The organism is Roseivivax sp. CAU 1761 (genome assembly GCF_054482755.1).
In genome coordinates this window covers 15,003-32,288 of the sequence record NZ_JBTLRM010000003.1, presented here as the reverse complement: position 1 = coordinate 32,288, position 17,286 = coordinate 15,003, and the positions used below count along the sequence as shown (strand labels likewise).

The 17,286-nt window shown below is 72.1% G+C and carries 17 protein-coding genes; 6 read left to right on the top strand and 11 right to left on the bottom strand.

Features of this window, described 5'->3' with window-relative positions; genetic code table 11:
* Positions 1-215: 215 nt before the first annotated feature.
* Complete coding sequence (locus ACXYMW_RS03135) at positions 216-1,388, bottom strand: thiolase family protein (RefSeq protein ID WP_459033837.1); 1,173 nt, start codon at positions 1,386-1,388, stop codon at positions 216-218.
* Between the two features lie 93 nt (positions 1,389-1,481).
* Here ACXYMW_RS03135 and ACXYMW_RS03130 point away from each other — a divergent pair, with 93 nt between their 5' ends.
* The 3 genes from ACXYMW_RS03130 to ACXYMW_RS03120 all read left to right on the top strand — a co-directional run bounded on the left by ACXYMW_RS03130 (position 1,482) and on the right by ACXYMW_RS03120 (position 4,597).
* Positions 1,482-1,820: an STAS domain-containing protein gene (locus ACXYMW_RS03130; RefSeq protein ID WP_459033836.1), complete on the top strand. Its 339-nt coding sequence runs from the start codon at positions 1,482-1,484 to the stop codon at positions 1,818-1,820.
* A complete protein-coding gene (locus ACXYMW_RS03125; protein ID WP_459033835.1) occupies positions 1,810-2,385 on the top strand; it encodes an ATP-binding protein in 576 nt (191 codons plus the stop codon). The genes ACXYMW_RS03130 and ACXYMW_RS03125 overlap by 11 nt, the downstream gene beginning before the upstream one ends.
* 637 nt (positions 2,386-3,022) lie before the next feature.
* Positions 3,023-4,597 (top strand): gamma-glutamyltransferase family protein, encoded by a 1,575-nt coding sequence (locus ACXYMW_RS03120; RefSeq protein ID WP_459033834.1) that lies wholly within the window; start codon positions 3,023-3,025, stop codon positions 4,595-4,597.
* A gap of 81 nt (positions 4,598-4,678) precedes the next feature.
* Here the strand turns inward: ACXYMW_RS03120 and ACXYMW_RS03115 are convergent, their stop codons facing one another.
* A complete protein-coding gene (locus ACXYMW_RS03115; RefSeq protein ID WP_459033833.1) occupies positions 4,679-4,891 on the bottom strand; it encodes a SlyX family protein in 213 nt (70 codons plus the stop codon).
* A 93-nt stretch (positions 4,892-4,984) separates the two neighbouring features.
* Here ACXYMW_RS03115 and hisS point away from each other — a divergent pair, with 93 nt between their 5' ends.
* Genes hisS through hisG form a run of 3 tightly spaced genes read left to right on the top strand, consistent with a single transcriptional unit; the run spans position 4,985 to position 8,261 of the window.
* Positions 4,985-6,466: a histidine--tRNA ligase gene (gene hisS, locus ACXYMW_RS03110; protein WP_459033832.1), complete on the top strand. Its 1,482-nt coding sequence runs from the start codon at positions 4,985-4,987 to the stop codon at positions 6,464-6,466.
* Positions 6,463-7,572: an ATP phosphoribosyltransferase regulatory subunit gene (locus tag ACXYMW_RS03105; RefSeq protein WP_459033831.1), complete on the top strand. Its 1,110-nt coding sequence runs from the start codon at positions 6,463-6,465 to the stop codon at positions 7,570-7,572. Before hisS ends, ACXYMW_RS03105 begins: the two co-directional genes overlap by 4 nt.
* Positions 7,569-8,261, top strand: a complete 693-nt coding sequence (gene hisG / locus ACXYMW_RS03100) for an ATP phosphoribosyltransferase (RefSeq protein WP_459033830.1) — start codon at positions 7,569-7,571, stop codon at positions 8,259-8,261. Before ACXYMW_RS03105 ends, hisG begins: the two co-directional genes overlap by 4 nt.
* 85 nt (positions 8,262-8,346) lie before the next feature.
* Here hisG and ACXYMW_RS03095 read toward each other — a convergent pair whose 3' ends face one another.
* The 9 genes from ACXYMW_RS03095 to ACXYMW_RS03055 form a co-directional block, all read right to left on the bottom strand.
* Complete coding sequence (locus ACXYMW_RS03095; RefSeq protein ID WP_459033829.1) at positions 8,347-8,841, bottom strand: prepilin peptidase; 495 nt, start codon at positions 8,839-8,841, stop codon at positions 8,347-8,349.
* 13 nt (positions 8,842-8,854) lie between these two features.
* On the bottom strand, positions 8,855-9,709 hold the full coding sequence (locus ACXYMW_RS03090) for a tetratricopeptide repeat protein (RefSeq protein WP_459033828.1): 855 nt from the start codon (positions 9,707-9,709) through the stop codon (positions 8,855-8,857).
* 62 nt (positions 9,710-9,771) lie between these two features.
* The gene (locus ACXYMW_RS03085; protein WP_459033827.1) at positions 9,772-10,326 is read right to left on the bottom strand and encodes a tetratricopeptide repeat protein; all 555 of its coding nucleotides are present in this window, start codon (positions 10,324-10,326) and stop codon (positions 9,772-9,774) included.
* Between the two features lie 10 nt (positions 10,327-10,336).
* Entirely contained in the window at positions 10,337-11,311 is a 975-nt protein-coding gene (locus ACXYMW_RS03080; protein ID WP_459033826.1) for a type II secretion system F family protein, read from the bottom strand.
* Between the two features lie 9 nt (positions 11,312-11,320).
* Positions 11,321-12,283, bottom strand: coding sequence for a type II secretion system F family protein (locus ACXYMW_RS03075; protein WP_459033825.1), 963 nt, complete (start codon positions 12,281-12,283; stop codon positions 11,321-11,323).
* A 3-nt stretch (positions 12,284-12,286) separates the two neighbouring features.
* Positions 12,287-13,729: a CpaF family protein gene (locus tag ACXYMW_RS03070; protein WP_459033824.1), complete on the bottom strand. Its 1,443-nt coding sequence runs from the start codon at positions 13,727-13,729 to the stop codon at positions 12,287-12,289.
* An 11-nt stretch (positions 13,730-13,740) separates the two neighbouring features.
* Positions 13,741-14,967, bottom strand: coding sequence for an AAA family ATPase (locus ACXYMW_RS03065; protein ID WP_459033823.1), 1,227 nt, complete (start codon positions 14,965-14,967; stop codon positions 13,741-13,743).
* A 181-nt stretch (positions 14,968-15,148) separates the two neighbouring features.
* Positions 15,149-15,838, bottom strand: coding sequence for an OmpA family protein (locus ACXYMW_RS03060; protein ID WP_459033822.1), 690 nt, complete (start codon positions 15,836-15,838; stop codon positions 15,149-15,151).
* Entirely contained in the window at positions 15,838-17,244 is a 1,407-nt protein-coding gene (locus tag ACXYMW_RS03055; RefSeq protein ID WP_459033821.1) for a type II and III secretion system protein family protein, read from the bottom strand. The genes ACXYMW_RS03060 and ACXYMW_RS03055 overlap by 1 nt, the downstream gene beginning before the upstream one ends.
* Positions 17,245-17,286 lie beyond the last annotated feature (42 nt).

Genomic DNA, 17,286 nt, shown 5'->3' with positions numbered 1-17,286 from the left:
GGTCGCCGCTTTGTTATGACGGAACCGCCGCGACCTCAACTCGGGTATAAGGGCGGTACGGGGATGCCGGTCGGATAGGCCGGGCCTGCCCGTTCGGGCGCCGCCCCGGCCCCGTCCTGCTTCTTCTGAGCACAAGTATCCCGGGGGGGCGGGGGCAGCGCCCCCGCGGCGCGCCGGTCACGTCTAAGCCTGCGCCGCCGAACCGGGCGGCCGCCTCAGACCCGCTCGATGGCGATCGCCGTGCCTTCGCCGCCGCCGATGCAGATCGCCGCCACGCCGCGCCGCAGCCCGCGCCGCTCCAGCGCGTTCAGCAGGGTCACCATGATCCGCGCCCCCGAGGCGCCGATCGGGTGGCCCAGCGCGCAGGCGCCGCCATGCACGTTCACCACCTCGCGGTCGAGCCCCATCTCGCGCATGAAGGCCATCGGCACCACCGCGAAGGCCTCGTTGACCTCCCAGAGATCGACATCCTCGCGGCGCCAGCCGATGCGCTCGAGCAGCTTCCGCGCCGCCGGCACCGGCGCCGTGGTGAAGAGCCCCGGCGCCTGGGCATGGCTGGCATGCCCCAGGATGCGCGCCCGGGGCATGCGTCCGGCGGCCTCGGCGGCGCTGCGGCGCTCCAGCACAAGCGCCGCGGCGCCGTCGGAGATCGACGAGGAATTGGCCGGCGTCACCGTGCCGTCGTTGCGGAAGGCGGGCTTCAGCTGCGGGATCTTCTCGGGCCGCGCGGTGCCCGGCTGCTCGTCCTCGCCGATCTCGACCGCGCCGCCGCGGGCCGGGGCCGAGACCGCGACGATCTCGGCCGCGAAGGCGCCGTCCTTCTGCGCCGCCAGCGCGTTCGACAGCGAGCGCAGCGCGTAGTCGTCCTGGGCCTCGCGGGTGAACTGGTAGGCCTCGGCGCAATCCTCCGCGAAGGTGCCCATCAGCCGGCCCTTGTCATAGGCGTCCTCGAGCCCGTCGAGGAACATGTGGTCGACCACCTGGCCGTGGCCGAGCCGCGCGCCGCCGCGCATCTTGGGCAGCAGGTAGGGGGCCTGGGTCATGCTCTCCATGCCGCCGGCGACGATGCACTCGGCCTGGCCCAGCGCCAGCCGGTCGAAGGCCATCATCGCCGCCTTCATGCCCGAGCCGCACATCTTGTTCAGCGTGGTCGCCGGCACCTCCTCGCCGAGCCCGGCGGCAAAGCCGGCCTGGCGCGCCGGCGCCTGGCCCTGGCCGGCCGGCAGCACGCAGCCCATCAGCACCTCCTCGGGCGCCGCGCCCGGCGCCTCGCCCAGCGCCGCGCGAATCGCCGCGCCGCCCAGATCGGCCGCCGGCACGTCGCGCAGCGCGCCCTGGAATCCCCCCATCGGCGTGCGCCGCGCGCCGGTGATCACAACCTCGTCCATGCCGGGCTCCTCCCGTTGCCTCGGCCGCCTGCATACCGAATGGAAAGGTTTGCCGTCTACCGTCACCGTACGGGACGATCGGAGGCGGCCGGCATGGAGCTCGACATCGAGGACAGGGGCGCGGTGCGCATCGTGCGGGTCGCGGCGGCGCGCATCGATGCCGCGGTGGCGATCCAGTTCAAGGACGCGATGCGGCTGCGCACCGCCGCGGCGGAGGGACCGGTGCTGCTCGATCTGGCCCGCGTGGGCTTCATCGATTCCAGCGGCCTCGGCGCCATCGTCGCGGCGATGAAACAGCTGCCGCCGCCGGCCCGGCTCGACCTGGTGGCGCTGCAGCCCAACGTGGACAAGGTGTTCCGCCTGACGCGGATGGATTCGATCTTCGCCATCCATCCCGACCTCGCGGCGGCCCTGCAAAGCCATGCCGCATGATTTCGCCCGCCACGGACGCCTGGCCCCGGGGGCGTCCGGCCGGCCCCGCAGCCGGCGTGCGGCGGCGCCGTGGTGGCTGCGCCCGGCCTTCCGGCGCGACCTGAGCCCCGACCCGTTCGAGGTGCGCGGCGCCGTCACCGCGCTCGAGGCGGCGCTGGCCGCGGCCGGCAGCGCCGGTCCGGCGGCCGGACAGGCGGCGCTGGTGGTGGCCGAGGCGCTCAACAACATCGTCGAACACGCCTTTGCCGAAGCCGCGGCGCCGGCCGGGCCGCAGAGCTCTGCCGGGGACCTTGCGGGCCGCGGCCTGCCGGCCGGGCGGATCGGCCTGCGCTGCTCGCAGCTGCAGGGCCGCATGCGGGTGCAACTGCGCGACACCGGCCGCGCCATGCCGGGCCTGGCGCTGCCCGCCGGCGCCGCCCCGGACCTTGCCGCGGCGCCCGACGACCTGCCCGAGGGCGGGTTCGGTTGGTTCCTGATCCACGCCCTGACCGCCGATCTCGGCTATCGCCGGCGCGCCGGGTTCAACATCCTGGAATTCACCCTCGATCTCGACGCCCTGGCCTGACGGCGCCCGGCGCTCATGAGCGTCAGCGCGCCCGGGCGGAGCAGCGCCGGACGCCGCGAGGCGCCGCCCGGCGCGCCGAAGACCGCCGCGCGCACAGCCGCGCCGCCGGCCCGCCGCCGCCGAAGCCGCGCCTCTGCGGGCGCTGCCGCGCCGGTGGCGCGCGTTTGGTGTCACGGCAGCGCAAGGCTTGAGCGGGCCGCCCGGGGCGCGGGGCCTTTCAGCGATGCGTGCACGGCGGAGGCTTCGGGCCGAGGCGCGGGGGGACGCCTGTCGGACCCGCGTGGGACGCCTCCACGCGGCCGGCGGCCGCGGTTGGGGCGGTCCCCGGCAACCGGGGGTTGCGGCGCGGCGCCAACTCCCCGAAATGGCCCGATTCCCAGCGCAATGCCGGCGGAATCCGCCTCCATAACGGTCCTGTAGCTGAATGGCTTCCCTCGGCGCCGCGCGTCAACAGCCCCCACCCAGTGTGCGGCGCCGAGGACTTCTCCCGCACCTCCCGCACCTCCCGCACCCTGCATGACAGTTGCAGCCGGCGCGCGGCGCCCGGGCGGGCGCCGGTCCGGACCGGCCGCGGCACGGCACGTTGACCTTGCCGCCGGGGCTGCGCATGGTCGCCGGGTTCCCTGCGAGAGGCCTCATGCGCGATTTTCATCATCCCGGACGCTCCGCGGTCTATGCCGAGAACGGCATGGTCGCGACCTCCCACCCGCTGGCGGCGCAGGCGGCGCTGCGCTTGCTGCAGGAGGGCGGCAATGCCGTCGACGCGGCGATCGCCGGGGCGGTGCTGCTCGGGGTCTGCGAGCCGCACATGACCGGCATCGGCGGCGACGCCTTCGCGCTGGTCTCGCGCCCCGGCGAGGAGGTCGTGGCGGTCAACGGCTCGGGCGGCGCCCCGGCCGGCGCCGAGGCCGCGGCTCTGCGCGCCCGCGGGCTCGACCGGGTGCCGCTGCGCGGCGTCGAGGCGGTCACCCTGCCGGGCGCCATCGACGCCTTCTGCCGCATGTCCGAGCGCTGGGGCGCGCTGGGCCTGGCGCGCAGCCTCGACCCGGCGATCGCCTATTTCGAGACCGGCGTGCCGGTGGCGCCGCGCGTCGCCCGCGACTGGGCCGGGCTCGAGCCGATCCTGCAGGGCGCGGCGCGCAGCCATTTCCTGGTGCAGGACCAGGCCCCGGCCATCGGCACCCGCTTCGCCCTGCCGGGCCAGGCCGAGGTGCTGCGCCGGGTGGCGCGCGAGGGCCGCGACGGCTTCTATGCCGGCGAGGTGGCCGAGGACATGCTGACCGCGCTGCAGGCGCTGGGCGGCAGCCACAGCGCCGAGGATTTCGCCCGCGTCGAGACCCGCTTCGGCCGCCCGGTGCACACCGCCTTCGGCGGCATCGACGTGCTCGAGCATCCGCCCAACGGGCAGGGCGCGACGGCGCTGCTGCTGCTTAACATCCTGTCGCGCTTCGACCTTGCGGGCCTCGATCCGGACGGCGCCGAGCGCGTGCATCTCGAGGCCGAGGCGACCAAGCTGGCCTATGACGCGCGCGACCGCTTCCTGGCCGATCCCGACGCCACGGCCCGGCTCGAGCACATGCTGGCGCCGGAGACCGCCGACCGGCTGGCGGCGATGATCGACCCGCGCCGCGCCATGCCCGACCCGCACCGGCTGAGCGCCGAGGTGCATCGCGACACCGTGCTGATCACCGTGGTCGACCGCGACCGCATGGCGGTGTCGCTGATCTACTCGATCTTCCACGGCTTCGGGACCGGGCTCGCCTCGGACCGGTTCGGCATCCTGTTCCAGAATCGCGGCTCCGGCTTCTGCCTCGCCGAGGGCCATCCCAACGAGATGCGTCCCGGCAAGCGCCCCATGCACACGATCATTCCCGGCATGATCGCCGAGGACGGCGCGGTGACCATGCCGTTCGGGGTGATGGGCGGGCCGTACCAGGCCACGGGCCATGCCCGGCTGGTCACCGACCTGCGCTGCTACGGCCGCGAGCTGCAGACCGCGCTCGACGCGCCGCGCGCCTTCGCCACCGAGGGCGAGCTCAGGCTGGAGCGCGGCTATCCCGAGGCGGTGCGCGCGGCGCTGGCCGAGAAGGGCCACCGGGTGGTGCGCCCCGACGCGCCGCTGGGCGGCGCCCAGGCCATCCGCATGCTGCCCGGCGGCATGCTCGAAGGCGCCTCGGATCCGCGCAAGGACGGCATCGCGCTGGGATACTGAACGGCGCGTCCCGGCCCGGCCTGCCGGCGCCGGGCGTCCGGGCCCCGCGCCGGGGCCGGCGCACGGGCGCCCTTGGCGGGCTCAGTAATGCGGCGGCCGCTCGTCGCCCAGCACCACGCCGCCGCCGCCCTCGTCCTGGCGCGCCGCCTCGCGCTCCAGCAGCAGCGCCACCCGGCGTTCCAGCAGGTCGATGGCGCGGGCCTGGCCGGCCACCATCTCCGACAGGTCGTCGACCTGCGCCATCAGATGCGCCACGCGCTCTTCCAGTCTGTCGGTGCGATCACCGTCGCTCATGTCCTCGGACCTCCGGCTGCGGGGCCGCGCCTTGCCCCCATGGGTGCGAGCGGATAGAGGGTGCGCGCGAAGGATGCCAGCCCCGGGAACCGCATGGCCAAGGTCAAGAAACAGCCCCGCCCCAAGGCCGAGACGCCCAAGGGCTTCCGCGACTATTTCGGCGCCGACGTCACCGAGCGTCTGGCGATGCTCGACACGATCCGGCAAGTCTACCACCGCTACGGCTTCGAGGCGCTGGAAAGCTCCGCCGTCGAGACCGTCGAGGCGCTGGGCAAGTTCCTCCCCGATGTCGACCGCCCGAACGAGGGCGTCTTCGCCTGGCAGGAGGATGCCGAGGGCGAGAAGCCCGGCGATTGGCTGGCGCTGCGCTACGACCTGACAGCGCCGCTGGCCCGGGTCTATGCCCAGCACCGCAACGACCTGCCGACGCCCTACCGGCGCTTCGCCATGGGGCCGGTCTGGCGCAACGAGAAGCCGGGGCCGGGGCGGTTCCGGCAATTCTATCAATGCGACGCCGACACGGTGGGCGCCGCCAGCGTCGCCGCCGATGCCGAGATCTGCGCCATGCTGGCCGACACGCTGGAGGCGGTCGGCATCGCCCGCGGCGATTACGTGGTGCGGATCAACAACCGCAAGGTCCTGAACGGCGTGCTGGAGACCATGGGGCTCTCCGACGACGCCCAGCGCGACGCCGTGCTGCGCACCATCGACAAGTTCGACAAGGTCGGCGAGCAGGGCGTCCGCGACCTGCTCGGGGCCGGGCGCGAGGACGCCTCGGGGGCCTATATCGACGGCGTCGGCCTGGCGCCGGCGCAGGCCGACCCGGTGGTGGCCTTCCTGACCTCGAAGGGCGCCGACAACGCCGCGACGCTGGCCAACCTGCGCGCCGCGGTGGGCGGCTCGGCGGCGGGCGCCGAGGGCGTGGACGAGCTGGCCGAGATCGCCCGGCTGCTCGAGGCCGGCGGCTACGGGCCGGACCGGGTCGTCATCGACCCCTCGGTGGTGCGCGGCCTGGGCTATTATACCGGGCCGGTCTTCGAGGCCGAGCTGACCTTCGAGATCCGCGACGACAAGGGCCGGCTGCGGCAGTTCGGCTCGGTGGCCGGCGGCGGGCGCTACGACGACCTCGTCAAGCGCTTCACCGGGCAGGCAGTGCCGGCCACCGGCGTCTCGATCGGCGTCGACCGGCTGCTCGCCGCGCTGCGCGAGACCGGCCGCGTCGGCGGCGCCGAGCCCGGCCCGGTGGTGGTTACGGTGATGGAGAAGGCGCGCATGGAAGAGTACCAGGCGATGGTGGCGGAGCTGCGCCAGGCCGGGATCCGCGCCGAGGTCTATCTCGGCAACCCGAAGAATTTCGGCAACCAGCTCAAATATGCCGACCGCCGCGGCTCGCCGGCGGCGGTGATCGCCGGCAGCGAGGAATTCGAGCGCGGCGTGGTGCAGGTCAAGGACCTGGTGCTAGGGGCCGAGATCGCCCGCAACGCCACGCTCGAGGAATGGAAGGAGCGGCCGTCGCAATTCGAGGTGCCGCGGCGCGACCTGGTCGCCAAGATCCGCGAGATCCTCGGGCAATGAGCCCGGTGCCGAGCGCCGCCGCCGCGCGCGCCGAGGCCCGGGCCGAGGCGATGCGGCTGCGCGCCGCCTTCGAGGCGGCGGGCGCCCTGCCGGTGGATTGCGGCGTGCTGCAATCGGCCGAGACGCTGCTCGACCTCTACGGCGAGGACATCCGCGCCCGCGCCTACGTCACCCAGGATCCGGGGCTGGGGGAGCGCATGCTGCGCCCCGACTTCACCGTGCCGGTGGTCGAGATGCACATGGCCGAGGGCGCCGAGCCGGCCCGCTACACCTATTGCGGCGAGGTCTTCCGGCGCCAGGAGGACCGCCCCGAACGCGCCTCGGAATACATCCAGGCGGGGTTCGAGCTGTTCGACGGCAGCGACCCCGAAGACGCCGATGCCGAGGTCTTCGCGATCTTCTCGGAGCTGCTGGCCGGCGAGGACGTGGCGCCCTGCACCGGCGATATCGGCATCCTGACCGCGGCGGTCGCGGCGCTGCAGATCTCCGAGGCGCGGCGCCGGGCGCTGTTGCGCCACATCTGGCGGCCGCGGCGCTTCCGGGCGCTGCTCGACCGCTTCGCCGGGCGCAGCCCGCCGCCGGCGACGCGGCGGGCGCTGCTGGCCGCCTCCGACCCGCTGGCCAAGGCCGGCCCGGCGATCGGGCTGCGCAGCCGCGCCGAGATCGCCGAGCGCATCGTGGCGCTGAAGGCCGATGCCGCGGAGCCGCCGCTGTCGCAGGAGCAATGCGACCTCGTCGACGCGGTGCTCCGGGTCTCCGAGACCTGCCCCTACGCGCTCGAACGGCTGCGCGACCTGGCGCTCGACCTGCCGGGGCTGCAGGGCGCGGTGGAGCGCTTCGCGCGGCGCTGCGAGCGGCTGGCGGCGCGCGGCGTCGATGTCGCGGCGCTGGATTTCGAGGCCTCCTACGGGCGCGCCTCGATGGAATATTACGACGGCTTCGTCTTCGGCTTCGCCGCGCGGGGCCGCCCCGACCTGCCGCCGGCGGCGGCCGGCGGGCGCTACGACGCGCTGACCGCGCGGCTCGGGCGCGGCGGGTCGATCCCGGCCGTGGGCGGGGTGATCCGGCCCGACGTGCTGATCGCGCTCAGGAGGGACCGGGCATGAACGTGAAGCTCGGCGTGCCCTCCAAGGGCCGGCTGATGGAGAAGACCTTCGACTGGTTCGGGGCGCGCGGCATCGCGCTGGCCCGCACCGGGTCGGAGCGGGAATATTCCGGCCGCGTCGACGGCATCGAGGGCGTCGACCTGGTGCTGCTCTCGGCGGGCGAGATCCCGCGCGAGCTGGCCGCCGGGCGGCTGCATCTGGGCGTCACCGGCACCGATCTCGTGCGCGAGAAGCTGGTGGCCTGGGACCAGAAGGTCGAGGAGCTGGCCGAGCTCGGCTTCGGCCATGCCGATCTGGTGGTGGCGGTGCCCGCGGCTTGGGTCGATGTCGACACGCTCGACGATCTCGACGGCGCCGCGGCGGCGTTCCGCGCCCGGCACGGCCACCGCCTGCGCATCGCCACCAAGTATCACCGCCTGGTGCGCGACTACCTGCGCGCCGGCGGGGTGGCGGATTACCGGCTGGTCGACAGCCAGGGCGCCACCGAGGGCACGGTGAAGAACCGCACCGCCGAGGCCATCGCAGACATCACCTCGACCGGCGAGACGCTGCGCGCCAACCATCTCAAGGTGCTGTCCGAGCCGCCGGTGCTGAAGAGCCAGGCGACGCTGTTCCGCAGCCGCCGGGCCTGCCGCGACGATGGCGAGCGGGCGATCCTGGCGCGGCTGCAGGAGCGGCTCGGGCTCTGAGACGGGCGCGGTCCTGAAGGGGTCGGGGCGGGCGGCACGGCGCTCGGCTGCGCCGTCGCCCCGCCCGCCCTCCCGTCCGGGCGCGTCAGGCGCCGAGGCGCGCGCCGAGGGCGAGGTAGAGCGCCAGGGTGCCGGCCAGCGGCAGGCCCATGGGAAAGCGCCGGCCGCTGTGCCAGCTCTCCCAATGCGGCGCCAGGCGGCGCAGCGGCGTGGCGCGGGCGCCGCGATGCGCCAGATAGGCCGCCAGCAGCGTCGCGGCGAAGAGCGCCATGACGAGCCCGAGATCGCCCGGCTGGACATAGGCCGCGGCGGCAGCGGCGAACTTGGCGTCGCCGGCACCGAGGGCGCCCGCGGCGTTCAGCGCGATGCCGGCGGCGAGCAGCAAAGCGAGCTGCAGCCAGCCCCAGCTCCAGGGCCCGGGCGGCAGCAGCAGCGGACCTGCCAGTGCGTAGAGGGCGACCAGCGCCAGCACCGCGGCGTTGGGGATCTTCATCCGCGCCAGGTCGCTCCAGGCCACCCAGAAGCAGACAGGCAACGTCGCCAGGAACAGGCCGAGCGCGGCCGGGGCGGGGATCTCCACGGCCCGGGCCCGGTCAGTTCGTCCGGGTGCCGAGCGCGTCGAGGCTGCGCGCGGCGGCCTCGAAATGCTGCGGATGGGTCTCCAGCGCGTCCTCGAGCAGGCCGCGACCGATCGCCACGTCGCCGCGCTTGACCGCGGCGAGCCCCAGCGTGTGCAGGAGCTCGGCGCGCTCGGTCTGGGTCATCGGGATCAGCGGCAGCGTGTAGTCGCCCTGGGCGCCGCGGGCCAGCATCAGGTTGTTCTTGGCGGTGAACAGCGTGCGGTCGTGCTGCACCGCCTGGGTGAACAGGCGCTCGGCCTCGCCATGGGCCCCGCGGGTGAGCTTCGAATAGCCCCAGTTGTTGAGCACCCCGGCGGGCGTCGTGGTGAGCCCGATGGCGGTCTCGTAGAAGCTGTCCGCCTTGGTCCAGTCCTTGCGGTAATCGGCGATCATCGCCTCGAGCTTGTAGCGCTCGAAGGTCTCCACGGTGGGCGGCACGGCGTTCAGCACGGCCTGCGCGCGGTCCCATTCGCCGTGGCGGATCAGCGCGTCGGCAAAGGCTACGTGGTCGGCGTGCTCGGCCTCTTCGTGTTCCACCACCCGGGCCCAGGCCGGCACCGCCTCGGTGATCCGGCGCGCCCGCACCAGCGACACGGCGAGCCCGCGGCGGAACTCCATGCGGTCCGGGTCGGACTTGGCCGAGCGCTGGAAATAGTTCACCGCCTCGCCGGGATCGGCGGCGGTCAGCATGACGTGGTTGAGATCGCTGCCGTCGATGGCGTTGACGCCCTCGAAGGCGCGGTCGACCTCCTCGCCCGACGGGCCGCCGCAGGCGGCGAGCGCGAGCGCCCCCGCGATGCAGAGGATCATGGCGTTGGGATGGCGCATCTGCTGCGTCCTCTTGCTGCTCGTGTCCCCACCGCCCTGCCGGCGGCGCCGGCGCCCGGGTCTCAGCGCCCGGTCTCGATCAGGTAATCGCGCAGGCCGCGCCGCACGATGCGATAGGGTTCTGCCTCGCCGGCAGCATATCCGGGATCGGCCATCCTGGCGAGCGCCAGCCGCAGATTGTCGCGGATTGCGTCACTTTCGCCATTGTCGAGCGCATAGGCGCGGCGGAAGATCTCCGCCGCCTCGGCGGTCTTGCCGCGCTCGATCAGCACCACGCCGAGATTGTTCCAGGCCGCCGGCGCCGCGGCGTCGGAGGCGACCGCCCGGCGCAGCAGCGTCTCGGCCTGATTGAGCCGCCCGAGCGCCAGGTTGGCCGAGCCGATGGCGCTCAGCGTCTCGGCATCGAGCCCGCGGTCGAAGGCGGCGCGCTGGAACGCCTCGAGTGCCAGCTCGGGCTCGCCGGCATCCATCAGCCGGTGGCCCACCAAGAGCCCGTCCACGGCGCCGCCGGCGGGGTCGGTGCCGGGGGCGAAGACCCGGTCCGGGCGGCCGCCCTCCTGGCAGCCGGCCAGCGCCGCCAGCAGGACCAGCGGCGCGATGCGGCGAAGCGGAGCCATCGGCAATGTCCTAGTTCAAGCTGCCCATCTGCGTGATGCCCACCGCCGACGGACCCACGAGGATGATCAGCAGCGGCGGCACCGTCAGCATCATTGTGGTCAATGTCATCTTGGTCGGCAACTTGTTCGCCTTCTCCTCGGCCCGCATCACCCGCTTGTCGCGCATCTCCGCGGCATAGACCCGGAGCGCGTCGGCGATCGAGGTGCCGAAGGTGGCGGACTGGTTCAGCACGGTGACGAAGCTCGACACGTCCTGCACGCCGCAGCGCTCGCTCATGTCGTTGAGCACCGCGGTCTTGTCCTTGCCGGCCTTCATCTCGTAGCTGACGATCTGAAACTCGTCGGCGAGATGCGGGTAGGAGGCGCGCAGCTCGCGGGAGATGCGCACGATGGACTGGTCCATGGACTGCCCGGCCTCGACGCAGACCAGCATCATGTCGAGCGCGTCGGGAAAGCCGTCCTGGATCTGCTGGGCGCGCTCCTGGGCGCGCTTGGTCACCCAGTATTTCGGCGCCATGTAACCCACCACGCCGGGGCCCAGCACGTACATCACCATGGTCTTGGTGGTGGCCTGGTCCTTGGGAATGGCCAGCATGTAATAGAGCAGGCCGAGCCCCAGCAGCCCGAGGCCGAGGACGAACTGGGCGAAGTAATAGTACTGCACCGCCTCGCGGCTGCGGTAGCCGGCCTGCAGCAGCTTCATGCGGATCTGCGACAGCTCCTGCGCGTCCTGCGGTTCGAGGAACTGCGCATAGCGGTTCAGCTTGTCCGAAGACTTACGGTCGCGCAGCACCGTCCGGGTCTCGGCCTCCATGCGCTCGCGCGCGGTCTTGGCCAGCTTGTCCATCGGGTCGGGGCGGGTGCCCAGCATCAGCGGGATCGCGGCCAGGACCAGCAGGAAGGCGAGGCCGGCCACCGCGAAGAGCGGCCCGGCCGGCCCCAGAAGGTCGACCAGCATGGCGTTCAGGGTGTCGAGCAGCGTCATGGGCGGACCTCAGACCTTGATGTTGACCAGCATGCGCATGACGATGAGGTTCGCCACGAGGAAGATGCCGACGACGAAACAGGCCGGCACGAACCAGGGATGGTCGAGCACCGGGTCGTAGTAGTTGGGGTCGGTGATCTGGATGAAGATCAGGCAGCCCACCGGGAAGCCGGACAGGAACTTGCCCGACCACTGCGCCTCGGCGGTGATCGCCTTGACCCGCCGGAACAGCCGGAAGCGGGCGCGGATCACCTTGGCCAGGCCGTCGAGGATCTCGGCCAGGTTGCCGCCCGATTGCTGCTGGATCGACACCGCCACGGCGAGAAAGCGCAGATCCTGCATGTCGAGCCGTTCGGCCATGTGCTTGAGCGCCTCGCCGATGTCGCGGCCATAGGCGGATTCGTCGGCGATGACGCCGAATTCGGTGGCCAGCGGATCCTTGATCTCCTTGGAGACGATGGAGATCGCCGAGGAGAAGGGGTGGCCGACGCGCAGGCTGCGCACCATCAGCTCGACCGCGTCGGGGAGCTGCTCCTCGATCATCGCGAGCCGCTTCTTGGCCTTCATGTTGAGCCAGGTGAAGACCCCGCCGATGCCGAAGCCCACGCCCAGCAGCACGCGCACCGGCAGCGTCGCCTCGGTGCCGAGGCTGAGGCCGAGGAAGGCCAGCACGCTGACCGCGGCCATGATCGCCATCAGCTGCTTTGGGGTGAAGGCGATGGCGGCCTTCTGGGCGCGGTCGGCGAGCAGCGAATAGAGCGGCACCGACCGGCTCTTGAGGTGCTGGTCCATCTCCTTGCGCAGCTTGGCCAGCACCTCGTCGCGCCGCGCCCCGGTATCGAGCATCTGCAGGCGGCGGTTGACCTTGGCGTTGAGCCGGATCGACTTGCCGAAGGCAACGAGATAGAGGCCCTCGACCAGCAGGAGCACGCCGAGGAAGATCAGGCCGTAGACGATGAACGCGGCGCTCATGGCTCAGAGGTCTCCCCGGAAGGGTTCGTAGATCGAAGGCGGCAGGTCGTAGCCCCACATCTTGAAGCGTTCGGAGAAGGCGCTGCGCACGCCGGTGGCGGTGAAATGGCCGATGATCTTGTTGTCCGGGGTCAGGCCGACGCGCTGGAAGCGGAAGATCTCCTGCATCGAGATGACCTCGCCCTCCATGCCGGTGATCTCGGTGATCGAGGTCATGCGGCGCGAGCCGTCCTGCAGGCGGCTGGCCTGGACGATCAGGTTGACGGCCGAGGAGATCTGGCTGCGCATTGCCTTCAGCGGCATCTCGACCCCGGCCATGGCGATCATGTTCTCGAGCCGCGAGATGCCGTCGCGGGCGGAGTTGGCGTGGATCGTGGTCATCGAGCCGTCATGGCCGGTGTTCATCGCCTGCAGCATGTCGATGACCTCCTCGCCGCGGGTCTCGCCGACGATGATCCGGTCGGGGCGCATGCGGAGCGCGTTCTTCAGGCAGTCGCGCGGGGTCACCGCGCCCTTGCCCTCGACGTTGGGCGGCCGGCTCTCCATGCGGCCCACATGGGTCTGCTGGAGCTGCAATTCGGCGGTGTCCTCGATGGTCAGGATGCGCTCGCTGTCGTCGATGAAGGACGACAGGGCGTTCAGCGTCGTGGTCTTGCCCGAGCCGGTGCCGCCGGAGACGATGACGTTGAGCCGGGTCGCCACCGCGGCCTGCAGGTAGATCGCCATCTCCTCGGTGAAGGCGCCGAAGCGCACGAGGTCGTCGATGCCGAGCTTGTCCTTCTTGAACTTGCGGATCGAGACCAGGGAGCCGTCAACGGCGATCGGCGGCACCATGGCGTTGAAGCGCGAGCCGTCGGCGAGGCGGGCATCGACATAGGGGTTCGATTCGTCCACCCGCCTTCCCACCGCGGAGACGATCTTGTCGATGATCCGGAGCAGGTGGCGCTCGTCCTTGAACTGCACGTCGGAGAGCGACAGCTTGCCGTTCTGCTCGATGAAGACCTGATGCGGGCCATTGACCAGGATGTCGGAGACGCTGTCATCCTTCAGCAGCGGCTCCAGCGGGCCGAGCCCCTTGACCTCGTCGTAGAGCTCCTGGGTGAGGTTCTGGCGCTCGTCGCGGTTCAGGACGATGGACTTCTCTTCCAGGGTCTCCTGCGAGATCGACTGGATCTCGGCCTTCAGGTCGGCCTCGCTGGCCTGGTCGAGCGCCGCGAGGTTGAGGTTCTCGAGCAGCGCCCGGTGCAGTTCGAGCTTGATCTCCTGCAGCCGTTCCTTGCGCCGCTTCTCCTTGTCCTGTCCGGCCGCCTGGGCGTCGCGGACCGGCATCGGCCGGCGCGCGGCCGGCGGCGCGGCCCCGGGCGCCGCGGGGGTGGGGGCGGCGGGGGCCGGGGCGGCGACCGGTGCTGCCTGGGCGGCGGCCTGCTTCTTGTAGCGCGAGAACATGGCGGTCTCCCTCAGGCGGCGTCGGCGGCCAGGCCGAGCTGGTGCAGCGACCGGGCGAGCTTGGCGATCTCGCGGCGCAGCGGGTTCTTGGCGGCGTGCCGGGCCAGCGGCAGGCCGTGATCGCCGGCCTGCGCCACCGCGCGGCCGCCATCGGGCAGCTGCAGCTCGAGCGCGATGCCCAGGCTCTCGGCCATCCGCCGCACCCGCGCCTTGCCCTGCAGGTCGGTGAAGCCCGGGGCGCGGTTCAGCACGAAGCGCAGCTTCTCGAAGGGCAGGTCCTCGCCCTGCAGGGCGCGCTTGAGGCGCAGCGTGTTCTGCGCCGAACGCATGTCGAGGGTGAGCACGGCGAAGTAGATCTGCGCCGCGGTCAGCACCGTCTCGGACCAGTGCGTGACGGTCTGCGGCAGGTCCACGACGACGAAGTCGAAATGCTCGCAGGCCAGCGCGATGAGCTTGCCGATGTCGTCGGGGCCCAGCATGTCGAGCGGCAGCAGGTCGGGCGGCGCGGTGAAGACGCTGAGCCGCTCGTCGACCTCGGCCAGGGCCTGCCCGAAGCTTTCGCCGTCGAGCGCCCCGGTATCGGTCAGCAGCTCGAGCACGGCATCCTTGCAGGGCAGGTCGAGATAGGTGCAGACGGAGCCGAATTGCAGCCCCAGATCGAGCACGCAGACCCGCGGCGACCCGGTCTTGGCGACGTTTGCCAGCTCCCAGGCCAGGTTGACGGCGAGGGTGGTCGCGCCGGCGCCACCGGCCAGGCCCTGCACCGCAATCAGGACGCCGTCGCGCCCGGTGGCGAGCGGCTGCGCCGGCGTGCCGAGCGCCGCCGGATCGCCCGAAAGCCGCGCCACCGCCGCCGCCAGTTCGCCTTCGGGCAGGGGATAGGGCACGAACTCCGCCGCCCCGGATTTCAGCAGCCGGTGCAGCGCCGCCGGGGAGACGTCCTCGGCGATCAGCACGATGCGCAGGCCGCGCCGGCCGGCGGCGGCGATGATCGCCAGCAGGCGGTCGAGATCGTCCTCGTCGGTGTCGTCGATGGCCAGGGCGACGAATTCCAGCGCGCCGGCCTCGGGCTGGTTCAGGAAGGCCAGCGCCTCGGCAAAGCCGAGATCGCCCCACGCCTCGCCGAGAAGCGTCTCCATGTCCTCGATCAGCAGGTCGAAGAGCTGCACGTCCCGGCTGATCGTGCAGGCGCGGACGGCGGGATGATGGGCGGTCTGCTCGGTGGCCTCTGGCGGCATTGCACTGCGTCCTTTCAGCGCCCGCGGACCGCGGATGCGGCCCCGGACGGCGGGGCGGGGCCGCGCGGCGGTCCCGTCAAGGCTCAGGATCTGGCAGGCAAACGGGGCGACATTTGGACGAAAAAACCCCAATTGTACGGTATCGGGCGACGGTCTCGCGCCGCCGACGCCGCGGCGCGGATCAGGGCGTCCCGCCGGCCCCGGAGCCGCCCGGATCGCCGCTCAGGCCGGAGGCCGGCACGGCGCTGGCGACGTATTCGCGGTAGACGATCTGGGCGTATTTGCCGTCCAGCACGTTGGGATGGCCGTCGACGAAGCCCGAGACCTCGGTGACGGTGCGGCGGTTGCGCCGCTCGCGCCCCTCGGTGACGATCAGCGGCCGCGTCTCGCCGAACGAGACCAGCGCCTCGAGCCGCGACAGGGCGATGCCCTGGCTGCCGAGGAAGGCCACCACCGCCTGCGCCCGGTGCTCGCCCAGCGCGCGGTTGTAGGCGTCCGAGCCCACCAGGTCGGTATGGCCGTAGACCCGGAAGCGCAGCTCCGGGAACTGGCGGATGAAATCGGCCTGGCGAAGCAGCACCGCGCGCGCCTCGGGGGTCAGCGCGGCGGAGTTGAAGTCGAAGGTCACGGTGCTGTCGACCTCGGCGGCGAAGCGCCGGGCGAGGTTCACCGCGTGGCCGTCGCGGGCCTTCATCGCGGCCATGTTGGTGCGCGTCGCCTGGCCCAGATCGCTCGGGTCGATGACCGATCCCGCCTCGCGGTGGAAGGCGGTGAAGACCGGGTCGCGGCCGGCCTCGCCGCAGGCGGCGAGGGTGGCCAGAGCGAGGGCGGCGCCGGTCGCCCTGGCATATGCGGTGCGGTGCTCTGCCATCAATCCATCACGTAGCCATAGGAGCCGTTGAAGTCCTGCCGGGCGACCTCGCCGGCGGCGCCGGCGGGCCGCCGGGTGCCGTCCTGGACCCGGCCGTAGAGGAACAGGTCGCGTTCGGTCGGCGGGCGGATGCGGTCGGTGGGCAGGGCCAGCGCCTCGCCGCGGGTCGGGGTGACCAGGTGCGGGGTGACGATGATCACCAGCTCGGACTGCTCGCGTTCGTATTCGGCGCTGCGGAACAGCGCGCCGAGGATCGGGATGTCGCCGAGCCACGGCACCTGGCCGTTCAGGTCGCGGAAATCGTCCTGCAGGAGGCCGGCGATGGCGAAGCTCTCGCCGTCGCGCAGCTCCACCGTGGTCTCGGCCTCGCGGCGCTTGAAGCCGTTGATCCGCACCGTGTTCATGTCGATGCCGACGGTGGAATCGATCGACGAGACCGCGGTCTTGAGCTCGAGGTTGATCAGATCGCCATCGACCACCCGGGGAATGAAGGCGAGCTCGATGCCGAAGGGCTTGAACTCGATGGTGACGGTGTCGTTCTCGCCGGCCGCCACCGGGACCGGGTATTCACCGCCGGCGAGGAACTTGGCCTCCTGGCCCGACAGGGCGGTGAGGTTGGGCTCCGCGAGCATCCGCACCACACCCTTCGATTCCAGCGCCTCGATCAGGATGCCGGCCTCGAGCCCGCCGACATCGAAGCCCAGCAGCATCGCGCCCTGGGTGTCGATCGGCACCGAGATCGGGCCGCCGATCGAGTTGCCGGTCTCCAGGAAGCGGCCGGTCGCGAGCTGGTCGCCGGGGCCTTCGAGCGCAAGGCCGGCGCGCAGCGCCTTGGAGACCGAGCGCTGCATCTCGGCAAAGCGCACCTTCAGCATGACCTGCTGCACGCCGCCCACCGACATCAGGTTCGACACCCGTTCCGGGGCGTAGCGTTGCGCCAGGTCGAGCGCCCGGTCGAGCGCCTGCGCCGAGGACACCGTGCCCGACAGCACGATGCCGTCATTGGCGGTGCGCACCTCGATGCGCTCGTTGGGCAGGATCTGGCCCAGCCGCTCCTTGAATTCGCTGATATCGGCCGAGACCCGCACGTCGACATTCGAGATCAGCCGGCCATTGGCGTCGAGAATGGTCAGGGTGGTGGTCCCCGGCGCCTTGCCCAGCACGTAGATGGTGCGGTCGGAAAGCGAGGAGATGTCGGCGATGGCGGGGTTGGCGATCGACAGCTCCGCGAAGGGCACGTCGCTTTCCACCACCACGGCGCGGTTCATCGGCACGCTCAGCGCCCGGCCGGACATGCCCTGCAGGATGCGCAGCGTGTCGGCGCGGGCCGAGAGGTCCGGGCCCAGCATGGCCAGAGAGCAGGCGAGCCCCAGGGCCGCCGCCTTCGCTGTCGTGCCGATCCGCATGACTACCGCCCCTATGACCACGCCCCGAGCCGCCGGGTCTTG

What these genes read in the sequence shown, in the direction of transcription:
- ACXYMW_RS03070 (WP_459033824.1), bottom strand. Translation starts at nt 13,729, where the DNA reads ATGTTCTCGCGCTACAAGAAGCAGGCCGCCGCCCAGGCAGCACCGGTC.
- hisS (WP_459033832.1), top strand. Translation starts at nt 4,985, where the DNA reads ATGGCCAAGGTCAAGAAACAGCCCCGCCCCAAGGCCGAGACGCCCAAG.
- ACXYMW_RS03075 (WP_459033825.1), bottom strand. Translation starts at nt 12,283, where the DNA reads ATGAGCGCCGCGTTCATCGTCTACGGCCTGATCTTCCTCGGCGTGCTC.
- ACXYMW_RS03125 (WP_459033835.1), top strand. Translation starts at nt 1,810, where the DNA reads ATGCCGCATGATTTCGCCCGCCACGGACGCCTGGCCCCGGGGGCGTCC.
- ACXYMW_RS03085 (WP_459033827.1), bottom strand. Translation starts at nt 10,326, where the DNA reads ATGGCTCCGCTTCGCCGCATCGCGCCGCTGGTCCTGCTGGCGGCGCTG.
- ACXYMW_RS03090 (WP_459033828.1), bottom strand. Translation starts at nt 9,709, where the DNA reads ATGCGCCATCCCAACGCCATGATCCTCTGCATCGCGGGGGCGCTCGCG.
- ACXYMW_RS03130 (WP_459033836.1), top strand. Translation starts at nt 1,482, where the DNA reads ATGGAGCTCGACATCGAGGACAGGGGCGCGGTGCGCATCGTGCGGGTC.
- ACXYMW_RS03115 (WP_459033833.1), bottom strand. Translation starts at nt 4,891, where the DNA reads ATGAGCGACGGTGATCGCACCGACAGACTGGAAGAGCGCGTGGCGCAT.
- ACXYMW_RS03105 (WP_459033831.1), top strand. Translation starts at nt 6,463, where the DNA reads ATGAGCCCGGTGCCGAGCGCCGCCGCCGCGCGCGCCGAGGCCCGGGCC.
- ACXYMW_RS03135 (WP_459033837.1), bottom strand. Translation starts at nt 1,388, where the DNA reads ATGGACGAGGTTGTGATCACCGGCGCGCGGCGCACGCCGATGGGGGGA.
- hisG (WP_459033830.1), top strand. Translation starts at nt 7,569, where the DNA reads ATGAACGTGAAGCTCGGCGTGCCCTCCAAGGGCCGGCTGATGGAGAAG.
- ACXYMW_RS03060 (WP_459033822.1), bottom strand. Translation starts at nt 15,838, where the DNA reads ATGGCAGAGCACCGCACCGCATATGCCAGGGCGACCGGCGCCGCCCTC.
- ACXYMW_RS03120 (WP_459033834.1), top strand. Translation starts at nt 3,023, where the DNA reads ATGCGCGATTTTCATCATCCCGGACGCTCCGCGGTCTATGCCGAGAAC.
- ACXYMW_RS03055 (WP_459033821.1), bottom strand. Translation starts at nt 17,244, where the DNA reads ATGCGGATCGGCACGACAGCGAAGGCGGCGGCCCTGGGGCTCGCCTGC.
- ACXYMW_RS03065 (WP_459033823.1), bottom strand. Translation starts at nt 14,967, where the DNA reads ATGCCGCCAGAGGCCACCGAGCAGACCGCCCATCATCCCGCCGTCCGC.
- ACXYMW_RS03080 (WP_459033826.1), bottom strand. Translation starts at nt 11,311, where the DNA reads ATGACGCTGCTCGACACCCTGAACGCCATGCTGGTCGACCTTCTGGGG.